We start from the raw sequence: 23,736 nt of genomic DNA, 5'->3' as shown, positions 1-23,736 counted from the left end.
GCTACCTCGCCGGCCTCCACCTCCGCGCCTCGATGATCTGGGTCAATGACCTCCTGCAGGCAACTGATTGATCACAACCACACACAGGCCCTAGTGGGCCCGGGACGACCAAAGCTATCGATTCACACCCGCATCTTTACCGCAGAACACTCCGCCCCGCCCTCAGCGCAGCCCGATGTCATCCGCTGGAGGTGGCTCCAATTCTCGTTGCCGATCATGGACCTGCGTCGTTATCCATCCCCTTCACGGACAGAGCAACGTGGCTTCCGTTTCCGTTGCCCGAGTGGCTCCCGTTCACCCTGTCAAAAACAAGTCCGGCGCCCCGAAGGTCTGAAGCCGCGGGAGAGCCCTTAGGCTGCGGCCATGATTCCCGATGCCGTCGCAGGCAGCGCGTACGTCAGCCTGGTCACCTACCGCAGGAACGGCAGCCCGGTGGCCACCCCCGTATGGGCGGTGGCCGACGGGGCGGAACTCCTGGTGTGGACACGGGACGACAGCTGGAAGGTGAAGCGGCTGCGCAATGACGCACGGGTGACGGTCACCCCGTGCGATGTCCGCGGCCGGATCGCCGAGGGCGCCCGGACCGTCGAGGGCACCGGCCGGCTCCTGGAGGGTGCTTCCGGGCTCGGCCGGGTGCGCAAGGCGATGGCACGCAAATACGGGCTGCGATTCCGGCTGATGGACGTCGTCGGCGCGCTGGTGCGCGGGGGCAAGCGCCCACATGTGGGGATCTCCGTCACGCTGTAGGCGTCTGCCCCGCCCTGCCCAGCCCCGTTCCCCGGCCGGTGTGCGGGGCCCGCGCCCAGTCGGCGGCGAAGGGGCGTGCCGGATTGGCCGTCAGAATCTACGTCACAAGCCCGGCGCCCAGGGTGAGTTCGAGCCGCTCCCGGTGACGGCGCAGCAGATACGGCATGCCGGGGCCGCCGCTGACCGACCTGGCGCCGGCCGTCGTGGTGTCGGCGCCCAGCAGGATCCGGCGGGCGTACTCGTCCGGTGATGGTGAGTCGGCGGTTGCCGACGTCGACGTCGTCGAGCCTGAGGGTGCCGATCTGAGCGACCCGGGCGGCGTGAACCGCGGCGAGGGCGAGGATGAGCCGGACTGCTGCTGGACAGGACAGGGCAGGGCGCGACGCTGGAGCGGCTCCGCGTCGACCGGCAACTCGAAGAGGCCCACACCCACGGGCCCGATCCGCTCCACCTCGCCGAGGTGTTCGGGCTCGATGAGAAGACCGCGATGCGCTACTCGGACTCCGCACGAGCACTCCTGGTACAGGCCGCTGAACAGCAGCTTCGGTGACGTCCGGGTTCTGCCCTCAGTTTTCGGGGAGCCGCGGCGGCACGGGTTTCAGTCCGTCCAGGGTGAGGTCGAGGAGGCGTTCGGCCTGCTCTCGCTGCTCGGGCTTGGCCGAGGTGAGGGCGATGCCGGCGAGGGCGGCGAACATGTCGGTCGGACTGATGTCGGACCGGATCGTTCCGGCAGCGGTATTGGCGTCCATGAGGGAAGAGAGGGCGGCCTGAATCATCTCGTGACTGTCGGCGTAGGGGTTGGTTCCCGAATTGACGACGGCTCGCAGAGCTTCGGCCATGCCGAGTTTGGCGGTGGCGTAGTCGATGAAGCGGCGCGTCCACGCACGCAGGGCCTCAGACGGCGGCATCGCCGCAAGGAGGCCGGGGACGGCGTCGCACAGCCGGGCCACTTCGTTGCGGTACGCCGCCTCGATCAGGGCCTCCCGGGTGGGGAAGTTGCGGTAGAGGGTGCCGGTTCCCACGCCCGCTTCCCTGGCGATGCGCTCGAAGTGCGCGTCCAGTCCCTCCTCGGTGAACACACGCACCGCGGCGGCCAGGATCTTGTCCCGGTTCCGCTGTGCGTCAGCCCGCAGCGGGCGTCCTGCATCTCGGGTCATCGGCGGTTCTCTCCTGTCGCTATTTGCTAAGTGGAGGTGCCGCCACTTAGTATCGATCAAGTGGCGGCGCCTCCACTTTCACTTTAGGGCATGGCATGGGCATGGCCTGCCCTCACCCCTCTTCTGGAAGGACCGTCCATCGTGTCGGGAATCGAAGGAAAAGTCGTGGCGGTCACGGGCGCCAGCAGCGGCATCGGCGAGGCAACCGCGCTTCTGCTCGCCGAGCGCGGCGCGAAGATCGTGCTCGGGGCACGCCGTCCGGAGCGTCTTGAGGCCCTGGCCGCCCGCATCGAAAAGGCCGGCGGTGATGCCGCCTGGGCCCGCACGGACGTGACACGACGCGAGGACCTCTCCGGTCTCGTCAAGCTGGCACGCGACCGGTACGGCAAGCTCGACGTCCTCGTCAGCAATGCCGGCGTCGGCTTGATTTCCCCCCTGGACGACCTGCGCGTCGAGGACTGGGAGGAGATGATCGACGTCAACCTCAAAGGCGTCCTGTACGGGATCGCCGCAGCCCTTCCCGTCTTCCGGGAGCAGGGCTTCGGGCATTTCGTCAACACCGTGTCCACCGCCGGACTGCGCATCGTGCCGCTCCAGTCGGTGTACGCCGGTACGAAGAACGCCGTGCGCACCATCTCCGAGGGCCTGCGCCAGGAGGCCGGCGACAGCCTGCGCGTGACCGTCGTCTCACCCGGCGCTGTCCGCACGGACTTCGCGGAACGCATGGATCCGGCCGTGAAGACCCAGATCGACACGTTGATGGAGATCGGTCTTTCGCCGGATGCGGTGGCCCGCGCCATCACCTTCGCCATCGAGCAGCCGGACGGTGTCGATGTAGGTGACATCGTCGTTCGCCCCACCGCCCAGGGATAGGTCTGCGCAGCCACGCAGCCCACCCCTGCATTCCTACCGGCCCCACGAATACCCCCAGTTGACGCACACGAACCGACTCGCGAGTTCCCGCTGAACAGGCTTCAGTTCCGCTGAACCCACGGGCCTCAAGGCCCTCGGGGAGTATCCGAACGGAAATGAGCGGTAGCCGTTGACCCGGATCACGGTCCGGCCGTGTCGAGGGTGCTGACCCGGTTCTCGTACTCGCGACGGGTCTTGCGCTGGGCGGGGACCGCCTCGTCGCGGGTGAGCTCGTGAAACCTCACTGGCGAGCCCAACGCGGCGGCGATGACTGCCGCCTGCCGGCGCGGAGTGATCACCTCCGGGCCGGTCAGTTCGTACAGGCCGCCGGTGTGCCGGTCATCCAGCAGGCAGGCCGCCGCGACCGCGGCGATGTCCGCCGGGTCGATGGTCGGCACGCCGACGTCGCCGAAGGGCACGCCGACGTCGCCGAAGGGCACGCCGACGTCGCCGAAGGGCGCGGCGACGACCTGTTGCGTGCGAACGGAATCGGCCCACCACAGGGCGTTGGAGGCGAAGCCGCCCGGCCGCAGGATGGCCCACTCCAGGCCGGACTCCCGCGCCGGACTCCCGCAGCGGGCCCTCCGGTCCACCGCGGATCGCGATGCGCGGCGTACTGGAATGCCACCGCGGCGCCATCGCCTCCCCTCCGTGAAGTTAACGTTACCGAGTGGTGAGCACCCCGACCCCATTGCGGCGTGGCATCGTAACTCCCTTCCTTGTACAAGGTATTTGGCCATACCCGCGACAAGATTCACAGGCGCGCGAAGATGTTAACGTTACCTAGGCGCTGTCCGGCCGCTACGTCACCTGGAGCATCTGTGTCTCAGCCTCGCCCCTACGACCGCGAACCTCGTTACCCCGCCGTCGGGACGGTCGTCTCGGGGTGGGACGCGGCCGTAACCGACATACCGGCCACACCCTCGGTACTCGCCGTCGACGGCCCGGCGGCATTGGACTGGGCGAGGGTGGTGTCGGACCTGGTGGCCGCGCTGCACGCGCGCGGCACTGGCGTGCACGCCCTCGACGTCCGCACGCTGTGGTCACCGTCGGCCGTCGAGCGGCTGTGCGTGCCGGACGATGACGCGGACCCGTTCTTCCTGGAGCTGGCCGACTTCTCGATGGCCGACCTGTTCCTGGACGGACGGCCCGACGTTCCGCGGCCCGATGATGGAGTGCTGCTCGTACACGGGCCGGGCGCTGCCCTGTGCTCGCCCGATCTGGTGTGGTGGGTGGACCTACCCAAACGGTACGCGGAGAGCGCGGTGGCCGAAGGGCGGCTTCCGGTGGGATCAAACCTCGGCAGGCCCGGTGAGCCCGGTGAGTTGAGGAGCCTCTTCTACATCGACTGGCCCGTCGTCGACCGGCATCGTGACGAGCTCGCACCCCATATCGACCGCTGGTTCGACCTGCAGATCCCCGAGGCTCCCGCCTCCTTGGACGGGAAGGCCATGCGTGCCACCCTCGCCGACCTCGCGCGCGGTCCCGTGCGTACCCGCCCGTACTTCAACTCCACTCCGTGGGGCGGCCAATGGGCTGGAGACAGACTCGGCTTCCGCCCGCCGCACGGCAACACGGCACTCGGCTACGAACTGATCGCACCCGAGGCGGGCGTACTGGTCGGTGACCAAAGCGAGCCACAAGTGGAGTTGCCTTTCCCTCTGCTCTGCGTACTGCACTCCGAAGCCTTCCTCGGCACCGACGTGCACCGCCGCTTCGGTACGTCCTTCCCCATCCGCTTCGACTACCTCGACACCGTCGGCGGCGGAAATCTCTCTCTGCATCTGCACCCGCGTGAAACCTACATGCGCGAGATCTTCGGCCGGCCGTACACCCAGCACGAGACGTACTACGTCACGGACAGCCTGCCCGGCTCTCAGGTGTTCCTCGGCCTGAACGAGGACACGGACGTGTCAGCCATGCGCGCGGACGTCGAGCGGTCCGCGAACGAGGCGACGACACTGTGCGTCGAGGATCACGTCCAGGCGCACCCCGCCGAGCCCGGTCAGCTCTACATGATTCCGGCGGGCACGCCGCACGCCTCTGGTGCCGGCAACCTGGTCCTGGAAATCAGTGCCACCCCGTACTTGTACTCCCTGCGTTTCTACGACTGGCTTCGCCGATCCGGCACAGGTGTACCGCGTCCCCTTTCGCACGGCCACGCTTTCGCCAACCTGGACACCACGAGGCGCGGCGAAACGGTGCTCAAGGAACTCATTCAGCCACCACGCACGCTGCGTGAGGGGTCTGGCTGGCGTGAAGAAGTGCTAGGAGAACTGCCCGAGGTCTTCTATGCCGTGTACCGGTTCGTCATCGATGACGCCATCCTGGTCGAGGACGACACCGACGGGCGCTTCCACATCCTCAACGTCTCCTCCGGCGACGGCGTTGTGGTGGAGACCGCCGACGGCCGGCGACACGATCTCGCCTTCGCGGAGACGCTGACCGTGCCCGCCGCGGTGGGCGGCTACCGGCTGCGACGGATCGGTGAACGTCCTGTCCACGTGGTCAAGGCACGGGTGACGTCCACATGAACGACGTGCCCGTACTTGAGGTCGGAGGCACCCATGTGACCGCCGCTCTCGTGGACACTGAAGCGGCGGCCCATCCGGTCCGCACGTCGGTGCGGCTACGGCTCGACGCACATGCGCCTGCCCCCGAACTGCTGGACCGTATCGCGCAGGCCGCGCGGAGAATCCGGGCTGAGCGGGGAACACGGTGGGCTGTGGCCATACCCGGCCCGTTCGACTACGGCGCCGGCGTCGGACGTTTTCGCGACGTGGGCAAGTTCGAGGCCCTCAACGGCATCGACGTGGGCGCTGAACTCGCGAGACGGCTGGGCCTCGGTCCGGGCGATTTGATATTCCTCAATGACGCCGACGCCTTCGCCCTCGGCGAGTACCACCGGGGTGCCGCGAACGGGCGGCAGCGAGTGCTCGGCGTCACGTTGGGCACGGGAGTGGGCACCTCGTTCCTTGAAGCCGGGACACCTGTGTTCAGTGGCCCCGAGGTGCCGCCGGACGGGCGGGCCCATCTACTCCGTATCAACGGGCTCCCGCTGGAGGAGGTCGTGTCGAGGCGGGCGATCATGGCCGGGTACGCGGCGCGCCGCACGGACCGGGGTGACGCCCCCGAGGCACTGGACGTCAGGGAGATCGCGGACCGTGCCCGGACAGGGGATCGGCAGGCCGCCGATACCTTGACCGAGTGTTTCGAGAGCCTGGGGCGGGCCCTGCGACCCTGGTGCGCGCGATTTCGGCCCCAGGTAGTGGTGGTGGGCGGCTCGATGAGCGCCTCGTGGGACCTTGTCGCTCCTCCACTGCGACGGGGACTGAAGGCGCACGCGGGACAAGCGCGCCCAGAAATGGAACTGTGCCCGGCAGCGTCGCCCGCTGATGCTGCACTCACCGGCGCCGCGCACTGGGCCTTGCAACCCCCCGGCCGGTCGCACGGAATGCTCCAGGCCGAACAGCATGCTCGTGGCACGTCGCTTCTGTTGGGGAGGGCCTGTTCAACTGACTGATCGTCCGGCATCGTTCCTGGTCAGCAGCTCTGGGCCGGGACAGATCGCTGCGCGAGACATGTCGCGGACGGTGATGGTCTGATGGCGACCGTCGATGATCTGATGACCCTGGCGACGTTCGCCGGGAGCGGCTTCTTCCTCCTCGTCGGTCACCACCTCGCCGACCACGTCACCGGCCGGTGCGACTGGCAAGCGGCGAAGAAGGGAGCCCCGACACCGGAGGAGGTCGCTGCCGGAGCGAGCCCCCGCCGCGGTTGGAGGGCGAACCTGGCCCATGTCGGCCAGTACCACCTCACGCTCCTCGCCCTCGGATTCCTGGTCTGGCTGGTGCTGCCGCTGAACTGGTCACCGGCCGGCGTGGTCGCGGCGCTGGCGTGGTCGGCGGGCACTCATGCCCTACAAGAAGAAGGGACAACACCCCTCACCCGCCACCGTCATGCGCATGCTGCGCGAACACGACGAACAGGCCGTGGAGCCCGCCGAGTGGCCACCGCATCACCCCAGGTCAGCCATATCCGTTGTTTTCGCGGTCGATGATCCGGCGACCCCAGCGGGTGTTTACGGACCGGATTTCGCTCCCGGTTGCTCCCGCGACCCCGGGCATTGCCCGTCTCGTTCCCGCCGAGGCCGAACAGTGCGACCGCCGTCTGAATGCTCGCGGCTGCAATCAAAACCGCCGGCTGGAAGCCGCGGCTCGCAGCGTCGTTGCCGAGGTTGAGTCCCGGCCGGATCCACACCACGAACCCCCGGGCGGCGAAGCCGAGGACCGCTGCCCTTGCACGGGTGGTGCGCGCCAGCCCCGATCTGGGCCAACGCCGCAATCTCGCTCGCGCAGGTTGTTCTCGCGATACTCCGTGTTCCCGCCTCGTCGGATTCCTGTCTGCCTTGCCGGCGATACTCCCGCATCTACCTCGCCGGGTGTCGAAGTCAGCCGCGTCGCAGCCGACCCGGCGGTGACCTCAGGCGGGCCTGCTCGCCGAGATCCGTGGCCGCGCGCCTCGTCTTCGCCCGGACCACGCCTCGGACCTGGACCTTTCCAGGGCGGGTCGGCGCCATGCCACCCGCGTCCCGGAGCCCGGGTGTTGCGGATCGGCAGAACCGTGCATTAATTTACGTGTCGTAACGTAAAGGAGATGGCGATGCGCCACACCGCGCTCGGGTCACTTCAAGTCTCGGCGCAGGGACTGGGCTGTATGAGCATGAGCGAGTACTACGGCCGGTCCGACTGGGATCGGGCCCTCTCGGCCGTCCACCGCGCACTGGATCTGGGTGTCACCCTGCTGGATACCGCCGACATCTACGGTGCCGGGCACAATGAGGTCCTGCTCGGCCGCGCGATCGCGGACCGGCGCGAGGGCGTCGTGGTAGCCACCAAGTTCGGCATCGACCGCTCGGCGGGCGATCACCGTCGCCGTGTGCGCGGGGAGCCGGACTACGTGCGCCGCTGCTGCGACGCCTCGCTGCTGCGCCTGGGCGTCGAGCACATCGACCTGTACTACCTGCACCGGCCACCGCAGGATGTCGAGCTCACCGAGACCGTTCAGGCGATGTCGGGGCTGGTGGCCGCGGGCAAGGTGCGCCACCTCGGGCTGTGCGAGGTCGACGCGGACCAGTTGCGGCAGGCGCACGCCGTGCACCCGATCGCCGCAGTGCAGAGTGAATACTCCCTGTGGAGCCGGGAGGTCGAAGCCGTCGTACCGGCCATGGCCGAGCTCGGCGTCGGCCTGGTGCCGTACGCGCCGCTGGGGCGCGGCTTCCTGACCGGAACGGTGGATCCGGGCTCGCTGGGAGAGAACGACTCCCGACGCGCCCACCCCCGGTTCCGGGGCGATCACGCCACCGCCAACCGGCGGCTGGCCGAGACGGTGGGCGCGCTGGCGGCGCAGCTGGGTGTCACCGGCGCGCAGCTCGCACTGGCCTGGGTGCACGCCCGCGGTCGGCAGCTCGGGATCTCCGTGGCGCCCATCCCCGGCACCAGCAGCCCGCGCCACGTGGCCGAGAACGTGGCCGCGCTCACGATCTCGCTGGACGACGCGGTGCTGGCGCGGCTCGATCCGCTCGCCCGGCACGTGTCCGGCGAGCGGCACGGCCCGCTGCAGGCCGTCCGACCCTCGGCTCAGCCGTGACCGCCCGGCAAACCCGCGGCCGGGGACGGCCCCGCGAGCCCGAGCACGAGGAGCTCGCGCTCACCGCCGCCACGCAACTGCTCCTGGAAGGCGGCGTCGCCGCATGCACGGTCGAGGCGGTAAGTCGCCGCAGCGGCGTGAGCAAGCCCACGATCTACCGGCGCTGGCCGCACCGCACCGCGCTGGCGATCGAGGCCTTCGCCGCGCACATCGGCCGCCTGGCGCCGCTGGTCGAGACCGGGGACAGCGCGCACGACCTGGTCCAGGCCGTCGCCCGTCTGGCCGAGTACTACCAAGGTCGCGACGGCATCGTCTTCGCCCAGCTGGTCGCCGCCGCCGTGCTGGAACCCGGTACCGCCGACCTGCTCAACTCCCGGTTCTTCGCGCCGCGCCGCGCGGCGCTGCGCGAGTTGTGGGAACGCGGGGTCGCGCGCGGCGAGCTCGACCCGCACGTCGAGCCCGATGCGGCGATCGATCTGCTGTTCGGCCCGGCAGCGTTCCGCCTGCTGCTGGGCCACCAGCCCATCGACGTGGACTCCTGCGTGCACCTGGCCCGTACCGCCGTGCAGGGCTTGATCCTCACCCGACCGACCACCCCGTCCCCCGCACCGAAGGCAACCGGAGGTTAGAACCATGCTTCCCCTCACCGACACTCCTCAGCAGCCCCATGCGAAGCGCCCCGGGCGCACCCTCGTGGCCTCGCACTCGTTCAGTTTCGCCCGCCGCGAATGGATCGAGGCCGGCGCTCCGCTGTCGGAGCAGTTCCGGGTCGTCGCCGTGGATGCGCCCGGCCACGGCGAGGCGCGCGAGATCCCCGGCTACACGATGGCCGAGATGGCCGCCGCGTTCGCCGCCACGATCAACGAGCTCGGCCTGACCGACTACGTGCTGGTCGGCCACTCGATGACCGGCAAGGTCATGCAGATCCTCGCCAGCCGCGCGGGCGCGGGGCTGGGGCTCAAGCATCCGCCGGCGAAGCTGGTGCTGATCACCCCCACCCCGCTCGGGCAGGAGGTCGGCGGCGAGGACCTGCGGCGCGAACTGTTCGAGAGCCGCAGGGACCACGCTGACGCGGAGAAGTTCGTGCTGGACCGCACCGCGGTGCCGCTGACGCCGGAGGTGTTCGACCGCACCTGCGAGGACTACGCGCAGATGAACCGCAAGGCCTGGGACGCCTGGCTGAACAAGGGGATCTACGAGGACTGGACCGAGCGCGCCGCGCCGATCGATGTCGAGACCCTGCTGATCATCGCCGACAGCGACCCGGTCTGGGGCCTGGAGATGCAGAAGAGGCTGACGGTGCCCCACCTGTCCAACGTCACGATCGCATCGGTCGACTCCGGCCACCAGGTGCCGCTGGAGGCGCCCGAGGCCCTGTCCGACCTCATCACCGGCTTCGCCGCGTCATGACCGGCGCCGCTCAGCCATCGACCGGAGACCGGGACTGGGGCGGGCGCCTGCCCCTGGCCTCCAGCGGTCCGCTCACCGAGGACCAGCTCGCCGCGCAGCGACGAATCCGGGCCGAGGTGGTGCCGTGGGCCCGGGAGGCGGGGGCCGCCGCGGCCACGGCCGAAGGAGATCTGATCGGCCCGTTCAACGCGTTCGTGCACCGTCCCGCCGCCGGCACGGCCTTCCTGGCCTGGGTCCTCGCCGACCAGGCCCACTCGTCCCTGGCCGCGCCCCTGCGCGAGATCATCATTCTCACCGTCGGGGCGGTGTGGAACTGCGAGTACGAGATCTACGTCCACACCGCGATGGGCCGGCACACCGGCGTCGCGGAGCCGGTGATCGAGGCCGTCCTCGCCGGGCGTTCGAGTGTCGACTTTTCGTCTGCCGAGGCAGCCGTCCACCGCTTCACCGACGAACTGGCACGCACGCGGTCCGTCTGCGACGACACGTACCGCCTCGCGGTCGAGGCGGTGGGGCAGACCGGCGTCCTGGACATGGTCAACCTGATCGGCGCATACCTCGCGACTTCGGCCCTGCTCAACGCCTTCCGGGTGCCCGCACCGCCTCCGGCCGAGCGCGGCTAGGGCTCATCCCAGATAGTTGGCCGTGTATGTGATCCGGTGTCTGTTGCACGGCAGGCAACGGCGGCCTCCGCCTCGACAAGCCGTGGGAACTTTGCCGACCAGCGCCCGCCCGCGGGTCTCGGCGGAGACCTTCGCCGGCGTCGTACGGCTCATGCCCGCTCCGGGCGGCGGGGCCGCAGCGGCCGGTAGCCGGCCAGGCGGCGGTGACGTCGCGCTGGGGGTCCATCCGGTAGAGGGTGATCTTCCCCAGGTCCCGGATGCGCGGGGACAGCTGCATGCCGACCAGGTCGAAGAGCGCGAATAGGCCGTCACGTCCCGGCTCTTCGCCGCCTCCTCCAGGTAGCCGGCCCACTTGGCGGGCACGAAGTCCACCGGCGCGCCGTCGGGGATCTTCCGTGCCCTGGCGACCCGTGCGGCAGCGGGTGAGGGTCGCCAGGCGTTGCTGGACGCCGGCCAGCCCGTGTTGATCCGGCGCGGTCCGCGAACCGGCTCGCTCCCGTGCCCGGCCACCACCGGAGTGCCGTCGCCGGGCGAGTACCGGAGCCAAAACATGAAGCTGCCCAGGCGACCCGCCGCCGTCGTCCAGTCCCGCCCGGTGCACCCGCACCACGTCAGGTAGAGCGCGACCGCCCCGGCGTATGTACGCGTCGTCGACTCGGCCTGATCACGACCAAAGCGCATGTGCCGCAAGAACTCGTCCGCCGCCGATACGGGCGCCAGCCGGTCTTCGTCAAGCACGGTCCAGTACCGCTGACCCGACGGCATGCGTACAGGGAAAGGGCGGAGTCTTCCGGAGACCGTCTGATGAGCCACGAGCCTTCGACGACAACTCCGACGTGCACGACACGGCGACGCGAACCGTCGTACACAGCAGCCCTCTTGTGGGTGACGCGACAGTGCACGACGCACCTACAAACCAGAGAGAACGGCGCATCACACTAGAATGACTGGTCCGGCCAAGGTAACCGGCGTCGTGTCACAGCGATGACGACAAACCCGAGCCATCGCGGGATGTGCCCAGAGCGCGAAGGAGATCGTCATGGCACGCGGCCGAGCAGGCGGTATCAGCGCGCCGACCATGCGCGACGTGGCTGAACACGCCGGGGTCAGTGCCATGACGGTCTCCCGGGTTCTGAAGGAGGACCCGGGGGTCAGCACGCATAACCGCGCACGGGTGACGGCGGCCGTCGAGGCTCTTGGCTACCGGCGCAATATGAACGCGCGCAGCTTGCGGCTGGGCGGTGGCAGCGGCTTGGTCGGTCTTGTGGTGACGAACCTGGCCAACCCCTTCTACTCGCGGCTTGCCCTGGGAGTGGAGGAGGTGCTGACGGAGCACGGGCTACGCGTCCTGCTCGGTAACACCGGCGGGCAGGATCTGCGCGAGCAGGATGTGGTGAGCGACCTCGTGGCGCAGGGAGTGGACGGGCTGATCGTTGTCCCGGCCGGTACCCGGCACACACATCTCACGCCTGCGTCGCTGCACAGGATGCCCTTGGTCCTTGCCTCCAGGCCGCCGGTGGGGATGGACGCCGACTGCGTTCTGGTGGACGACTTCGGCGGAGCCGACGAAGGCACCCGGCGGCTGATCGCGGAGGGGCATCGCCGAATCGGGTTCCTTGGCAATCCGCCGGCCGTCTACACCGGCGCCGAACGGTTCCGCGGTTACTGGTCCGCGCACGAGTCGGCTGGACTCCAGCCCGACGAGCGGCACATCCGTCGAGGACTGGGCGATGTTGCCGCGGCCGAGGCGGCCGCACGCGAGATGCTCTCCAGCCCTGGCTCTCCTACCGCTGTGTTCTGCGCCAACAACCGGATGAGCCACGGCGCGATCCGTGCGGTGCGCACCCTGGACCACTCCGTCGCTCTCGTCGGCTTCGACGACTTCGAACTCTCCGACGTACTCGGCCTGCCACTGACGGTTGTCGCCTACGACGCCGACGAGATCGGCCGCCGCGCGGCGCTGATGCTCCTGGACCGCGTAAACCGGCGACAGGGGGACACGCCCCAGCCCGCAGCGCGCAGGACAGTGGTTCCCACTCGCGTCATCCGGTACCCGTCCCGGGCATGACCGACGGTGCCGGGGCAGGTGAACAGAAAGCTCGTCGCTCCGGTGATCAAGGGATGACCGGAGCTCACCCCGGAGGTCGCCGCCTGTGCGGTGCCGAGAGGCGGTACAGCGGCAGCAAGGACCAGGACGGCCCGGTCTTTGTCGGACCGCCCCGGCAGTGGGCGGCTCAGTCCCCGTGCTCTGCCGAATCGTTGATCGTCAGGAGGCTGAGGCATCTGGTGCAGAGCGCGAGGAGTCGCCGTCGCGCGAGCGCCGGCCGTCGTCGCGAGGGGAGACCGGTCGGGGTTCGGTGAAATCGAAGAGCCGGTCACGGATCTTGCGCTCGAACTGGCGGCGTGTGGTGTCGACGTGCTCCTGCATGCGTTCCGCCGCCAGCTCCGGTTCGCCCTGGGCGATGGCCTCGGCGATGGCGATGTGCTGACGTCCGGCGACCTCCAGGGAGCCGGGCGCGTCACCGTGGAAGAGGAGTACGTCCGACTGAGCGGCGAGAGTTCGGACGTTGGCGGCACCATCCCGCAGGAAAATGTTGTGCGCGGCAGTACCGACCGCATCGTGGAACCGAGTGTCCGCCGAGGCGAAGGCCTCGATGTCGATGTCCGGTCCGTTGCCTGCCCGCAGGCTTGCGTCCGCGCTTTCCCGGATGGCGCGTACCTCGCCCGGTGTGGCCAGCTGCCCGGCCTTCCTGGCCGACTCGGTCTCCACCAGGCGGCGGTAGTCCAGCATCATCAGGACGTCTTCCATGCTGGTGGGCTGGTAGTGCGCCAGTAGCTCGGAGCCGAACTGACCTGCGGCTTCCGCCACGAAGATGCCCGCCCCCCGGCGCACCTTGAGCCGGCCGATCGCGGCGAGCACCTTCACTGCTTCCCGCATGACATGACGACTGGTGTCCATCACCTCGGCCAGCTGCACTTCGGTGGGCAGCCGGTCGCCCGGACGCATCTCGCGTTCGGCGACGTAAGCGAGCAACTGCTCGGCCACCATCTCGTAACCCGGCCGGTAGCTTCCGGACCCGGCTGCACCCCCCGCGGGGCTTTTCCATTGTTCACCTGGCACGACGACACTTCCTGATCGGACTAGGTAAGCCCAGTTGATTTACCACGATTACTATGACACTTATCGGGTGGTGGACACTTGTCGGATGGTGACGGTAATTCCCGCTGACTCTTGAAGTTTCCAAAAGAAGACGTGAGGGGCAGAGTCCGGACTGGCGCGAAACCGGCCTTACGTCGGGCCGGATATGCTGCGGATTCCTCCAGGCCTTTCCGCATATGAACTTGGTGTTGAATTCACTCCTTTGTGGCCCCTGCCAGCATCCCGGAGACCAGCGTGCGCTGTGAGAAGACGAACAGCACGAGCACGGGGAGGATCGCCACCACGATCGCGAGGGACAGCTCGGGAATCGTGATGTTCAGCCCCGCGCCCGCCACCGGGTTGAACGAGGGCGTGGAGGTGAGGAGTTGGTTCAGTCCGACCTGCACCGGGAACTGGTCGCTGCCGGGCAGCACCAGATAAGGGAGGAAGAAGTTGTTCCAGTTCGCCACGAAGCTGAAGAACGCGACCAGCCCGATCACCGGTTTCGCGAGCGGCAGCGCGATCCGGGTGAACAACTGCCATTCCGTGCAGCCGTCCATGCGTGCCGCCGACAGCAGGTCCCGGGGCAGGCTGCTGCCGAAGTAGATGTACACGAGGTACACGCCGAAGGGGTAGAAGGAGAAGGGGAGGATCACCGACCAGATGGTGCCGATCAGATGGAGGCGGTTGAGCTCCAGGAACACCGGCAGCACGAGGGTGGCCTGCGGCATGATCATGGTGACCAGGGTAACGGTGAGCAGCGTCTTGCGGCCCCGGAACTTCGTCAGTGCCAGCGCGTATCCGGCCGGGATGCTGACCGCGAGGGTCAGGATCAGCGACCCCCCGGAGTAGATGGCCGAGTTGAGCAGCCACTTGGCCATGGCGCCGTCCTGGAAACCGAACAGGTTCTTCCAGGCGGTGCCGATCTGGTGGAAGGAGCCGAAGGACAGCGGGTTGTCGTGCACGACCTGGCCGGCGGTCTTCGAGGGGGCGAGCAGCAGCCACACCACCGGCAGCACGAAGAACACCAGCAGCAGGAGGAGCAGGGCGCCGACGACGAGGAACGAGGCGAGTTTCGAGGGGCGCGGCGCCCGGCCGGCCGGGGAAACGAGGGAGGGGTGCGTCATTTTTCGTCCAACTTGAACAGGTTCGAGCGGGCGACCAGCAGCCCGGCGGCCACCAGCCCCAGGGCCAGGAGGAAGACGGAGATGGCTGCGGCGCCGTTGAAGTCGCCCTGCTGGAAGGCGTAGACGAACGCGAGCTGATTGGGCGACCACGTGGGGCTCACCCGTCCCAGGCTCGCGGTCTGGAGCAACTGCGGTTCCACGAACAACTGGGTGCCGGTCGCGAAGGCCATGATCGTCATGTAGACGATCCACTGGCGGATCATGGGAATCTGGATATGCCAGACCGTGCGCCACGGGCCCGCACCGTCCATGCGCGCCGCCTCCAGGACCTCGTCCGGGATGTTGTTCAACGCGCCGTACATGACGACCATCCAGCCCCCCGCCCCGGTCCAGAAGGCGATCAGCATGAGGATGAGCGGCAGGTTCCCGGGTGCGAGGACGGCGGAGAAGGAGTGCATCCCCAGGCTGTTCAGCAGCCACGACACCGGGCTGACGTCCGGGTCGAGCATGAACAGCCACACCAGCACACTGGCGACCCCCGCGAGGGCGCCCGGGATGTAGTACAGGAACCGCAGCACGGCGGAGGTGCCCGGCCGCACCCGGCCACGCAGCACCACGGCCACGAGGACGACGAGGACGACCAGGACGACGAGCCACATGACGAGATAGACCAGCATGTGGGCGAAGGCCGGCACGAAGCGGTAGTCCTGGGCGACCTTCACGAACTGGTTGAAGCCGGTGAACTGTCCGCGGTCGTTGGTCAGCGCGAGGTAGAACGAGTAGAGGGTCGGGAAGACCCCGAAGGCGAAGAGCAGCAGCGTGTACCCCGCGACGAACAGGTAGCCTGCGCGGCTCGCCCGGCGTGCCCGTCGCTGCGTGGTGGCGCCTCGGTGGACAGCGACGCGCTCGGTCTTCAGCACGGTCATTCGTTGACCGCCTGGTATCCGTCGGCCTTCGCTTCGTTGCTGATCTCCTTCTGCCAGGCCGGCAGGGCGGAGCTCAGGCTCTTGCCCGCGGTCAACGCCGGCAGCACGGAGTTGGACCAGGACGTGGCGTCCGAGAACTTGGTGTTCGACCAGCCGGTCCACACCTGGTCCGCGGCCTGCTTGAACGGCCCGCTCACGTCACCGGCGAAGTACGAGCTGTTGTCGGGGTTGGCCAGCCAGGCGTCCGCCGCCTTGGTGTACGCGGGGTAGGTGGGTGCCGTGGACTGGTTCTCGTCCGAGGTCGTCAGCCAGGTCGCGAGGTCGGTGGACGCCTTGAGGTTCGCGCTGTGCGAGGACACCATCCACACGCCGCCCCCGACATTGCCGGTGCTCGCCTTCGACTCGCCCTTCCAGGTGAGCGGCGGCGCCACGGCCATCTGCTTCGCGGGCACCTTGAACGCCGTCTTGAACAGGTACTGGCCGTACCAGGACGGGCCGTAGGCCATCAGGACCTTGTCGCCGCTGTCCTTGGCGAAGCCCTGGCTGAAGAAGCCCTTGATGGTGACGGCCTTCGCGTCGATCAGCGCGTCCAGCAGCTTCGCCGTGCGCACGCACTTCGGGTCGCCGAGGTCGGTGCGCAGCGTGTTCGGCTTGACGAGGTGGAAGGCGGGGCACCGGCCGGCCCAGAAGTACGACTCGTGGGAGTTGGTGTCGCCGACCGAGCCCACGAGGTATCCGGGGTGCTCCTTGGCGACCTTCTTGCCCAGCGCCTCGTACTCCTCCCAGGTGCCGGGGACCTGGTAGCCCCACTTGTCCATGAGCGGCTTGTTGTACCAGAGCACGACCTGGGCGATGTCATTGCGCAGGCAGTACGTGTGGTCCTGGAACTCGCAGGGCGTCAGTGAGCCCTTCGCGAAGCCGTCGAGGGTGCTCCGCGGCACCAGCTTCTCGTCCAGGGGCGCGGCGAAGGGCTGCGCGCCCGGCTTCGTGGGCTGGGCGGCCCAGGTCACGTCCGTGGGCGAGCCGAACACGACGTCGGGCCAGCCGCTGCCGGTGCGGTCGAACAACTGCACCTTCGACTGGAGGTACGTCGATCCGTCGGCGCCGCCGTCGTAGGTGACGATCTTCATCTTCGTACCGGGGTTGGCCTTCTGGTATGCCTGGACCGACGGCAGACGGGTCGAGTCCGTCCAGACCGTGATCTGCGAGCCGGCCTTCTGCGCCGCGGGCTTGAACTCCTTCGCGGCGGAAGCGGAGGAGCTCGTCGTGTCGGCGCTGGCGCAGCCGCTGAGGGCGGCGGCGGTCGCCAGGGAGAGGCCGACGACGGCGGTGCGCAGCGTACGGCCCGGTCCCGATGTGGCACGACAATGAGGACTTACAGTTCTCCGGGCGCCCGCAGGCCAGCTGAACGGCGGATCGGCCGCGGGAACGTCGATCCGGTGTACGTCGACATGAGTGATCTTCATCCTGGCCTTCGTCTCTGTTCGTTGGGCCGGCGTCCGGGCCGGGCTCAGCGCTCGCCGTACACCTGGAAGTCGGAGATGTTGCCGCCGTTGCCGTCGGCCCCGGTGACCGTCAGCCGCACGAAGCGGCCGGTCACGGGCTCGGCGGCCCGGTCGTACCGGGTTCCGCTCGTTCGGTGGCCAGGCGGTCGCCGGGACGCAGGTTCTGCTCGGCGGTGTAGTCCGGCAATTGCTCGGCGCCACGCTCGTACCCCGGGCGATGACGACCCTGAGCGGCCCTATGTGATGCGCCGGCAACCCGCCACGACGCTTCCACGTACCCCACCCCCGGCAATGCCTGGATGAATCCGCTTCATCGGTCGGATCACTATGGCACTGGCGTTACACCTTGGGAAGATCTGTGCGAAAAATTGCCCTGCATGAAGAACGAAGAGGTTTAAATAGATAGTATTCGGGCCTTTTGCTGCATGCATTGCGCCCAATGGATCGGTTCCTTATGGTCCTACTTGGCAAATGAAGCCGACTTATTTCAGTCGTACGGGCACCAGCAAGGAGCTGCCCGTGTGGCGCATCGGCGGTGCAGCGGAACGTTTCGCGCTCAGCGCGCGGTCGGCACTTCCCCACCCACCCACTCCGGAAGGACCCGCGATGAGACTCGCACGACACGGCGCGGCAGGGGCCGAACAGCCCGTGATCCTCGGCCCCGACAGGACGTGGCGCGATCTGCGGCCACTCGTCGAGGACCTGACCCCCACCGCCCTCCCCACTGTCCTCGCGGGCGTCGACCCGCGGACACTGCCCGCCGTTCCCCCGCCCGAGCGCTTCGGCCCGCCGTTGCGCGACATCGGCAAGATCATCTGCATCGGGCTCAACTACCGTCGCCACGCGGCCGAGACGGGCGCCGAGGTTCCCGAGGAGCCCATCGTCTTCCTCAAGACGCCCGACACGGTGGTCGGACCCGACGACGAAGTCCTCGTCCCCCGCCGCTCGGTGAAGACCGACTACGAGGTCGAGCTCGCCGTGGTCATCGGCCGCGAGGCCCGCTACCTCCCCGACGAGCAGGCCGCCGCCCAGTGCGTGGCCGGCTACGCCATCAGCAACGACGTCTCCGAGCGGGAGTTCCAGCTCGAACGCGGCGGGCAGTGGGACAAAGGCAAGAACTGCGAGACCTTCAACCCGCTCGGCCCCTGGCTGCTCACCGCCGACGAGGTGCCCGACCCCCAGGCCCTGGACATGCGCCTCTCGGTCAACGGCGAGCTCCGCCAGAACAGTTCCACCGCCGACATGATCTTCGGAGTCCACCGGATCGTGCACTACCTCAGCCACTTCATGACCCTGCGGCCCGGGGACGTCATCAACACCGGCACCCCGGCGGGCGTGGCCATGGGGCTGCCCGGCACGCCCTACCTGCGCGCCGGCGACGTCGTGGACGTCGAGATCGACGGACTCGGACACCAGCGCCAGACCGTCGGGCAGGCCTGACATGCCTCTGCTCGACGGACTGCGCGCCCTGGTCACCGGCGGCGCCTCCGGCATCGGCCTCGCCACCGCCCGCCTGCTCGCCGCCGAGGGAGCGCGCGTCGCCGTACTCGACCGCGCCCCCGATGCCCCCGATGCCCTTGCCGGAATCGCCCGCTACAGCAGGGCCGACCTCCAGGACGACGCCTCCGTGGTGGCCGCCTCCGCAGCGGCCCTGGACACCTTCGGCGGCCTCGACATCCTGGTCAACAACGCCGGCATCGGCGCCCAGGGCGGGATCGAGGACAACGCCGACGAAGAGTGGCACCGCGTCCTTGACGTCAACGTCCTCGGACTCGTCCGGGTCACCCGGGCCGTGCTGCCTGCGCTCGACCGCTCCTCGCACGCGGCGATCGTCAACATCGCCTCGATCGCCGCGACCGCGGGCCTCCCGCAGCGCGCCCTCTACACCGCCAGCAAGGGTGCCGTCCTGTCGCTGACCCGGGCGATGGCCGCCGACCTGCTGCCCCGCGGAATCCGCGTCAACGCCGTGAACCCCGGCACCGCCGACACCCCCTGGATCGGCCGCCTGCTCGCCCGCGCCGAGGATCCGGCGGCCGAGCAGGCCGCCCTCGCCGCCCGCCAGCCCCAGGGCCGACTCGTGGACGCGGACGAGGTCGCCGCGGCCGTCCTCCATCTCGCCTCCCCGGCCGCCGCCTCCACCACCGGCACCGCGCTCGCCGTCGACGGCGGAATGGACGGGCTGCGGCTGCGGAGCGGGCGATGAGCCCCGTGAGCCGGTTCGCCGCCGTGGTCCGGCTGCGCCCCGAGAAGGAGGCGCGGTACCGCGCCCTGCACGCGGACGCCTGGCCCGGTGTCCTCGCTGCCCTGCGGGAAGCCCACATCGGCAACTACTCCATCTTCCTGCGCGACGGACTGCTCTTCAGCTACCTCGAATACACCGGCGAGGACTACGAGGCCGACACCGCCCGCATCGCCGCCGACCCCGTCTCGCGCGAGTGGTGGAAGCTGACCGACCCCTGCCAGCGGCCCCTGGAGAGCGCGCCGGCCGGTGAGCTCTGGACGGCTGCGGAAGAGATCTTTCACCTCGACTGACCCCGCCGCCCCGCCCGTGGTCCGGCCCGCACCCGCCGCGGACCGGAGCACGGGCGCCCACCCGAAGGAAACCTCCGTTGCGCATCGACGCCCATCACCACCTCTGGGACCTCGACCTCCGCGACCAGCAGTGGACCCGTGAGCTCCCGGTCCTGCACAGGACGTACACGATGGCCGGCCTGCGTCCGTCCCTGGAACGGCACGCCCTGGACGGCACCGTCGCCGTCCAGACGGTCCCGGTCGCCGAGGAGACCCCCGAACTCCTCGCACTGGCCGCCCACGACCCGCACGTCCTGGCCATCGTCGGCTGGACGGATCTGACGGACCCCGCCGTCAGCGACAGCCTTGCGCGACTGCGGGAACTGCCCGGCGCGTCCGCCCTCGCCGGCATCCGGCACGGCGTCCAGGACGAACCGGACCCGGACTGGCTGGACCGCCCGGACGCGCGCCGCGGCATCGCCGCCGTCGCCGACGCCGGTCTCGCCTACGACCTGCTCGTGCGCCCCGACCAACTCCCCGCCGCCGTCCGCGTGGTGCGCGAGATGCCCGAGGTCCGCTTCGTCCTCGACCACGCGGGCAACCCGCTCGCCGGTCCCCGGCCCGAGGACCGATGGACCACCCTCATGGCCGAACTCGGTGGGTACCCCAACATTGCGGTCAAACTCTCCGGCCTCGTCACGCTCACCGACGGCGACCCCGTCACTGCCCTGCGCCCCTACGCCGACACCCTCCTGTCGACCGTCGGGCCCCAGCGCCTCATGTACGGCTCCGACTGGCCGGTCTGCCGGCTCGCCGCGGAGTACGACGAGGTCGTCGCGGTCGCCGAAGCCCTCACCGAGGATCTCGGCGCCGACGAGCGGGCCGCCGTCTTCGGCGCGACAGCCGCCCACTGGTACGGAATCCACGGATGAACGGCCGTCCGCTCGGCGCCACACGGACCTACGTCACCGCCCTGGGATTCGGCGCCGCACCCCTCGGCAACCTCTACGCGCCCCTGGACGACACACAGGCGTACGCCGCCGTGCGGGCCGCCTGGGACCATGGCATCCGGTACTTCGACACCGCCCCCCATTACGGCCTGGGATTGTCCGAACGGCGGCTCGGCGTGGCCCTGGCAGGGCTGCCCCGTGACGCGTTCACGCTGTCCACGAAGGTCGGCCGGCTCCTCGAACCACACCCCGAGCCCACGGGGTCCGATCTCGCCGCCGGCGGCTTCGCGGTGCCCGACACCCTCCGCCGCCGCCCCGACTACTCCCGCGACGGAGTGCTGCGCAGCCTGGAGGGCAGCCTGCGCCGCCTGCGCACGGACCGCGTGGATCTCGTCTACGTCCACGACCCCGACGACCACCTCGACACGGCCGTCCACGAAACGCTCCCCGCCCTCGCCGAGTTGCGCGACCAGGGAGTGATCGGGGCGATCGGAGTCGGCATGAACGCGGTGGCGCCCCTCCGGAGCATCGTCGCCGACGCCGACGTGGACGCCGTCATGGTCGCTGGGCGCTGGACCCTCCTCGACCGCGGCGCGGCCCGGCTGCTGCGGGAGTGCGAGAGCGCGGGAGTGTCGGTGGTCGCCGCGGCACCCTTCAACTCCGGCCTGCTCAGCCGCCCACGACCACCGGACGAGGCCCACTTCGACTACGGCCCCGCCCCGGAGCCGGTCCTGCGGCACGCGCGCCGACTGGCCGAGGCCTGCGAACGGCAGGGTATCGTCCTGCCGCACGCGGCCCTCCGCTTCCCGCTGCGCGACCCGGCGGTGGCCTGCGTGGTGGCCGGCTTCCGCTCCGCGCACGAGGTCGCCTCCGCGGCAGACTGGATGGCCCAGGACATCGCGCCCGCGACGTGGAAGCAGCTCGACGCGGCGGGAGAAGAGCCCTGAGCATGAGTACCGGGGCGCCCCGCGCATCTGCGACAAGCTCAGCGGAAGTCGTCGGCGTGGTCGACGGCCCACTGGGCGTAGGTGTGCGCCGGCGCGCCGGTGATCTTTCCGGCGATGACGGAGGTCAGGACCGGGACGCCGTTGGCGGCGGCCCACTGACTCACGATGGCCTCGGCCACGACTGGATGCATTGTTCTGCCCACTTCCGCGCGAGCCTGCTCGTCGGAGACGTGTTCCATCCGGATGCGGCGGCCGAGGGCCTCGCCGATGTACTCGACCTGCCGTTGCAGGGTCAGGGACTCGGCCCCGTAGATGGTGTAGGCCTGGTGCGAGTGGCCCGGTTCGGTCAGGGCGGTCACCGCAAGCGCCGCGATGTCCTTCTCGTGCACCGGTGCCGACTGTGCAAGCGGATAGGGAAGACGGACGACGTTGTCCGTGCGGATCGATTCGGCCCACCAGGTGCGGGTGTTGGTCGCGAATGTCCCCGGCCTGAGGAACGTCCAGTCCATGCCGGACCGTTGGATGGCCTGCTCGATCGTGCGGTTCAGGCGGGGGACCGGGTGGTCGGCGTCGGCGTTCACGACCGACACCGACGAGAGCAGAACCACCTGCCGGACCCCCGCGGCTGTGGCCGCCGCAGCGACCTTCTCGATGTCGTAGGGCTTCCGGGGGTCGAGCATTCCGTAAAGGAACACCTTGTCGGCGCCGTCGAGCGCTGCGGGCAGCGTCTCGGGACGCTCCAGGTCGGCGGCGACTGTTTCCCACCCTGGCGTCAAGCCCGCGGCCGGGGTCCTGCTGACTGCTCTGACCTGCTCACCGGCGGCCAGCAGGCCATCGGCCACATGACGACCGACGTTACCGCGAGCGCCGAAGACAACTGCCACCATGCCGGGACCTCCTGTTGGTTGTGGATGTGAATGGCTGCACAGCCGGAGATGCCGTGGAGACGCACTTTCGCCACGGACAGGTCGACGGTGCGGGACGTGTTGCTGCCACGCGGGTGGCGGTCCGGCGTCAGCGGGACGGGCCGTCGGCGATGATGTGGGGATCAAGCCGAGAGCCGGAGCCGCGTCGACCGGGCGTGGACGGGCGCGGGCCATCGCTGCGCCGAGACGGTCGACCGCGAGTGACGTAGGTGAGGGGCGAGGGCCTGCCGCTGTCGGCACGAGCGCCGTAAGCGGGCCTCCTGGTCGCCGGTCAGGGCTGGATGTTCTCCAGGTCCTCCAGGAGGCCGGGGTGCTTCGGCTCCCAGCCGAGGGTCTGCCGGGTGTGGGCGCTGGACGAGGGCTGGTCGCTCGCGAAGATCGGGCCGAGAGGGCCGTACGTCTGCGAGGGCACCGACCCGACCGGCAGGCCCAGCCGTCGGCCGATGACCGCGGCGATGTCCCGCACCCGGTCCCCCTCGTCGGCCACGGCGTGCCAGGAGGTACCGGCTTCCGCCTGCTCCAGGGCGAGCCGGAAGAGGACCGCCGCGTCGAGCACGTGGACGGCCGGCCAGCGCTGTGTACCGTCGCCCGGGTAGCCGGACACTCCGGTCCGGCGTGCGATGTCGGTCAGCAAGCCGGCGAACCCGCCCGTGCCCTGGTGGTGGACCGTGCGCGGCAGGCGTACGGCCGTGCTCCGGACCCCGCGCGAGGCAAGGCCCAGGACCGCCGTGACCGCGTGACCGCGACCGCCGACCGGCCCGTCGGTCTGCGGCGGGTCGGCCTCGGTGGAGACACGGCCCGGCACATGGGGCGTACCCGAGCAGGTGACCAAGGGGCGGTCGCTGCCGACGAGTTCCTCGCCGAGGGTCGCGAGGGCGGCACTCTCCTCGGCGACATTCTTCGCGAGGGCCTCGGGACTGCTGAAGTCATTGCCGAATGCCAGGTGGACGACCCCGTCGGCCTGAGCGACGCCGGCCCGGAGGACGTCCAGATCGGCGAGGGCTCCCCGGAGCGGCTCGGCGCCGGCCGCCTCGGCGGCGAGCGCGGACGCGTCGGAACGGGTGAGTGCGAGGACGGTGTGGCCGTTGCCGAGCAGTTCGGCGACGACGGTGGACCCGATCTGACCGGTGGCACCGGTGACGAAGACACGCATGGAAATTCTCCCCCAAGTGATGGGACTCTTGTCCCGTCACACGCTACCAGGTGA

Annotated in this window: 23 protein-coding genes and 2 pseudogenes; 15 read left to right on the top strand and 10 right to left on the bottom strand. The window is 69.4% G+C overall.

The window, feature by feature from the left end; translation table 11 throughout:
• The first annotated feature begins 363 nt into the window (after positions 1-363).
• A complete protein-coding gene (locus ACWGJY_RS32010) occupies positions 364-747 on the top strand; it encodes a PPOX class F420-dependent oxidoreductase (RefSeq protein ID WP_453264374.1) in 384 nt (127 codons plus the stop codon).
• A 97-nt stretch (positions 748-844) separates the two neighbouring features.
• Here the strand turns inward: ACWGJY_RS32010 and ACWGJY_RS32005 are convergent.
• Positions 845-985, bottom strand: a pseudogene (locus ACWGJY_RS32005) (phosphotriesterase); the annotation flags it as partial.
• Positions 986-1,313: 328 nt separating this feature from the next.
• Positions 1,314-1,904, bottom strand: coding sequence for a TetR/AcrR family transcriptional regulator (locus ACWGJY_RS32000; RefSeq protein WP_453264373.1), 591 nt, complete (start codon positions 1,902-1,904; stop codon positions 1,314-1,316).
• A gap of 141 nt (positions 1,905-2,045) precedes the next feature.
• Between ACWGJY_RS32000 and ACWGJY_RS31995 the strand changes: the two genes are divergently transcribed.
• Complete coding sequence (locus tag ACWGJY_RS31995) at positions 2,046-2,777, top strand: SDR family oxidoreductase (protein ID WP_453264372.1); 732 nt, start codon at positions 2,046-2,048, stop codon at positions 2,775-2,777.
• Positions 2,778-2,962: 185 nt separating this feature from the next.
• Here ACWGJY_RS31995 and ACWGJY_RS31990 read toward each other — a convergent pair.
• Positions 2,963-3,376 (bottom strand): annotated as a pseudogene (locus tag ACWGJY_RS31990) (SDR family oxidoreductase); the annotation flags it as partial.
• A gap of 261 nt (positions 3,377-3,637) precedes the next feature.
• Between ACWGJY_RS31990 and ACWGJY_RS31985 the strand changes: the two are divergent.
• From ACWGJY_RS31985 to ACWGJY_RS31955, 7 genes are all read left to right on the top strand, one after another.
• Positions 3,638-5,350, top strand: coding sequence for a class I mannose-6-phosphate isomerase (locus ACWGJY_RS31985; protein ID WP_453264371.1), 1,713 nt, complete (start codon positions 3,638-3,640; stop codon positions 5,348-5,350).
• Entirely contained in the window at positions 5,347-6,339 is a 993-nt protein-coding gene (locus ACWGJY_RS31980) for an ROK family protein (RefSeq protein WP_453264370.1), read from the top strand. The genes ACWGJY_RS31985 and ACWGJY_RS31980 overlap by 4 nt, the downstream gene beginning before the upstream one ends.
• A gap of 81 nt (positions 6,340-6,420) precedes the next feature.
• Positions 6,421-6,876: a hypothetical protein gene (locus ACWGJY_RS31975; RefSeq protein WP_453264369.1), complete on the top strand. Its 456-nt coding sequence runs from the start codon at positions 6,421-6,423 to the stop codon at positions 6,874-6,876.
• A 602-nt stretch (positions 6,877-7,478) separates the two neighbouring features.
• Positions 7,479-8,465 carry an aldo/keto reductase gene (locus tag ACWGJY_RS31970; RefSeq protein ID WP_453264368.1) on the top strand — a complete coding sequence of 329 codons (987 nt, stop codon included), beginning with the start codon at positions 7,479-7,481 and terminating at the stop codon, positions 8,463-8,465.
• The gene (locus ACWGJY_RS31965) at positions 8,462-9,094 is read left to right on the top strand and encodes a TetR/AcrR family transcriptional regulator (RefSeq protein WP_453264367.1); all 633 of its coding nucleotides are present in this window, start codon (positions 8,462-8,464) and stop codon (positions 9,092-9,094) included. Before ACWGJY_RS31970 ends, ACWGJY_RS31965 begins: the two co-directional genes overlap by 4 nt.
• Positions 9,095-9,098: 4 nt before the next feature.
• The gene (locus ACWGJY_RS31960) at positions 9,099-9,875 is read left to right on the top strand and encodes an alpha/beta fold hydrolase (protein ID WP_453264366.1); all 777 of its coding nucleotides are present in this window, start codon (positions 9,099-9,101) and stop codon (positions 9,873-9,875) included.
• A complete protein-coding gene (locus ACWGJY_RS31955; RefSeq protein WP_453264365.1) occupies positions 9,872-10,498 on the top strand; it encodes a carboxymuconolactone decarboxylase family protein in 627 nt (208 codons plus the stop codon). Before ACWGJY_RS31960 ends, ACWGJY_RS31955 begins: the two co-directional genes overlap by 4 nt.
• Here ACWGJY_RS31955 and ACWGJY_RS31950 read toward each other — a convergent pair.
• Complete coding sequence (locus tag ACWGJY_RS31950) at positions 10,452-10,850, bottom strand: Tn3 family transposase (RefSeq protein WP_453264364.1); 399 nt, start codon at positions 10,848-10,850, stop codon at positions 10,452-10,454. The genes ACWGJY_RS31955 and ACWGJY_RS31950 overlap by 47 nt on opposite strands.
• Positions 10,851-11,537: 687 nt before the next feature.
• On the opposite strand from ACWGJY_RS31950, the gene ACWGJY_RS31945 reads away from it, so the two are divergent.
• The gene (locus tag ACWGJY_RS31945) at positions 11,538-12,566 is read left to right on the top strand and encodes a LacI family DNA-binding transcriptional regulator (RefSeq protein WP_453264363.1); all 1,029 of its coding nucleotides are present in this window, start codon (positions 11,538-11,540) and stop codon (positions 12,564-12,566) included.
• A 198-nt stretch (positions 12,567-12,764) separates the two neighbouring features.
• Here the strand turns inward: ACWGJY_RS31945 and ACWGJY_RS31940 are convergent, their stop codons facing one another.
• From ACWGJY_RS31940 to ACWGJY_RS31925, 4 genes are all read right to left on the bottom strand, one after another.
• Complete coding sequence (locus ACWGJY_RS31940) at positions 12,765-13,619, bottom strand: FadR/GntR family transcriptional regulator (protein ID WP_453264362.1); 855 nt, start codon at positions 13,617-13,619, stop codon at positions 12,765-12,767.
• Between the two features lie 233 nt (positions 13,620-13,852).
• Complete coding sequence (locus tag ACWGJY_RS31935; RefSeq protein ID WP_453264361.1) at positions 13,853-14,764, bottom strand: carbohydrate ABC transporter permease; 912 nt, start codon at positions 14,762-14,764, stop codon at positions 13,853-13,855.
• On the bottom strand, positions 14,761-15,690 hold the full coding sequence (locus tag ACWGJY_RS31930) for a carbohydrate ABC transporter permease (protein WP_453264360.1): 930 nt from the start codon (positions 15,688-15,690) through the stop codon (positions 14,761-14,763). The genes ACWGJY_RS31935 and ACWGJY_RS31930 overlap by 4 nt, the downstream gene beginning before the upstream one ends.
• Positions 15,687-17,156: an ABC transporter substrate-binding protein gene (locus ACWGJY_RS31925; RefSeq protein ID WP_453264359.1), complete on the bottom strand. Its 1,470-nt coding sequence runs from the start codon at positions 17,154-17,156 to the stop codon at positions 15,687-15,689. Before ACWGJY_RS31925 ends, ACWGJY_RS31930 begins: the two co-directional genes overlap by 4 nt.
• A gap of 645 nt (positions 17,157-17,801) precedes the next feature.
• Here ACWGJY_RS31925 and ACWGJY_RS31920 point away from each other — a divergent pair.
• From ACWGJY_RS31920 to ACWGJY_RS31900, 5 genes are all read left to right on the top strand, one after another.
• On the top strand, positions 17,802-18,635 hold the full coding sequence (locus tag ACWGJY_RS31920) for a fumarylacetoacetate hydrolase family protein (RefSeq protein ID WP_453264358.1): 834 nt from the start codon (positions 17,802-17,804) through the stop codon (positions 18,633-18,635).
• 1 nt (position 18,636) lies between these two features.
• Entirely contained in the window at positions 18,637-19,398 is a 762-nt protein-coding gene (locus ACWGJY_RS31915; RefSeq protein ID WP_453264357.1) for an SDR family NAD(P)-dependent oxidoreductase, read from the top strand.
• Positions 19,395-19,727 (top strand): L-rhamnose mutarotase, encoded by a 333-nt coding sequence (locus ACWGJY_RS31910; protein ID WP_453264356.1) that lies wholly within the window; start codon positions 19,395-19,397, stop codon positions 19,725-19,727. Before ACWGJY_RS31915 ends, ACWGJY_RS31910 begins: the two co-directional genes overlap by 4 nt.
• A gap of 77 nt (positions 19,728-19,804) precedes the next feature.
• Positions 19,805-20,638, top strand: a complete 834-nt coding sequence (locus tag ACWGJY_RS31905; RefSeq protein WP_453264355.1) for an amidohydrolase family protein — start codon at positions 19,805-19,807, stop codon at positions 20,636-20,638.
• Positions 20,635-21,603, top strand: coding sequence for an aldo/keto reductase (locus tag ACWGJY_RS31900; RefSeq protein WP_453264354.1), 969 nt, complete (start codon positions 20,635-20,637; stop codon positions 21,601-21,603). Before ACWGJY_RS31905 ends, ACWGJY_RS31900 begins: the two co-directional genes overlap by 4 nt.
• Positions 21,604-21,641: 38 nt before the next feature.
• On the opposite strand, the gene ACWGJY_RS31895 is transcribed toward ACWGJY_RS31900, so the two are convergent.
• Positions 21,642-22,490 carry an SDR family oxidoreductase gene (locus ACWGJY_RS31895; protein WP_453264353.1) on the bottom strand — a complete coding sequence of 283 codons (849 nt, stop codon included), beginning with the start codon at positions 22,488-22,490 and terminating at the stop codon, positions 21,642-21,644.
• A gap of 310 nt (positions 22,491-22,800) precedes the next feature.
• Positions 22,801-23,682 (bottom strand): SDR family oxidoreductase, encoded by an 882-nt coding sequence (locus ACWGJY_RS31890; RefSeq protein WP_453264352.1) that lies wholly within the window; start codon positions 23,680-23,682, stop codon positions 22,801-22,803.
• Positions 23,683-23,736: the final 54 nt, after the last annotated feature.

It is taken from the genome of Streptomyces sp. NPDC054765, assembly GCF_053612065.1.
This window is presented reverse-complemented; position numbering and strand designations above follow the sequence as displayed.

Bases quoted from the DNA above. Each gene is read 5' to 3' on its own strand.
- ACWGJY_RS32010 (WP_453264374.1), top strand. From the start codon at position 364: ATGATTCCCGATGCCGTCGCAGGCAGCGCGTACGTCAGCCTGGTCACC.
- ACWGJY_RS32000 (WP_453264373.1), bottom strand. From the start codon at position 1,904: ATGACCCGAGATGCAGGACGCCCGCTGCGGGCTGACGCACAGCGGAAC.
- ACWGJY_RS31980 (WP_453264370.1), top strand. From the start codon at position 5,347: ATGAACGACGTGCCCGTACTTGAGGTCGGAGGCACCCATGTGACCGCC.
- ACWGJY_RS31975 (WP_453264369.1), top strand. From the start codon at position 6,421: ATGGCGACCGTCGATGATCTGATGACCCTGGCGACGTTCGCCGGGAGC.
- ACWGJY_RS31970 (WP_453264368.1), top strand. From the start codon at position 7,479: ATGCGCCACACCGCGCTCGGGTCACTTCAAGTCTCGGCGCAGGGACTG.
- ACWGJY_RS31960 (WP_453264366.1), top strand. From the start codon at position 9,099: ATGCTTCCCCTCACCGACACTCCTCAGCAGCCCCATGCGAAGCGCCCC.
- ACWGJY_RS31955 (WP_453264365.1), top strand. From the start codon at position 9,872: ATGACCGGCGCCGCTCAGCCATCGACCGGAGACCGGGACTGGGGCGGG.
- ACWGJY_RS31945 (WP_453264363.1), top strand. From the start codon at position 11,538: ATGGCACGCGGCCGAGCAGGCGGTATCAGCGCGCCGACCATGCGCGAC.
- ACWGJY_RS31935 (WP_453264361.1), bottom strand. From the start codon at position 14,764: ATGACGCACCCCTCCCTCGTTTCCCCGGCCGGCCGGGCGCCGCGCCCC.
- ACWGJY_RS31930 (WP_453264360.1), bottom strand. From the start codon at position 15,690: ATGACCGTGCTGAAGACCGAGCGCGTCGCTGTCCACCGAGGCGCCACC.
- ACWGJY_RS31925 (WP_453264359.1), bottom strand. From the start codon at position 17,156: ATGAAGATCACTCATGTCGACGTACACCGGATCGACGTTCCCGCGGCC.
- ACWGJY_RS31920 (WP_453264358.1), top strand. From the start codon at position 17,802: ATGAGACTCGCACGACACGGCGCGGCAGGGGCCGAACAGCCCGTGATC.
- ACWGJY_RS31915 (WP_453264357.1), top strand. From the start codon at position 18,637: ATGCCTCTGCTCGACGGACTGCGCGCCCTGGTCACCGGCGGCGCCTCC.
- ACWGJY_RS31910 (WP_453264356.1), top strand. From the start codon at position 19,395: ATGAGCCCCGTGAGCCGGTTCGCCGCCGTGGTCCGGCTGCGCCCCGAG.
- ACWGJY_RS31900 (WP_453264354.1), top strand. From the start codon at position 20,635: ATGAACGGCCGTCCGCTCGGCGCCACACGGACCTACGTCACCGCCCTG.
- ACWGJY_RS31895 (WP_453264353.1), bottom strand. From the start codon at position 22,490: ATGGTGGCAGTTGTCTTCGGCGCTCGCGGTAACGTCGGTCGTCATGTG.
- ACWGJY_RS31890 (WP_453264352.1), bottom strand. From the start codon at position 23,682: ATGCGTGTCTTCGTCACCGGTGCCACCGGTCAGATCGGGTCCACCGTC.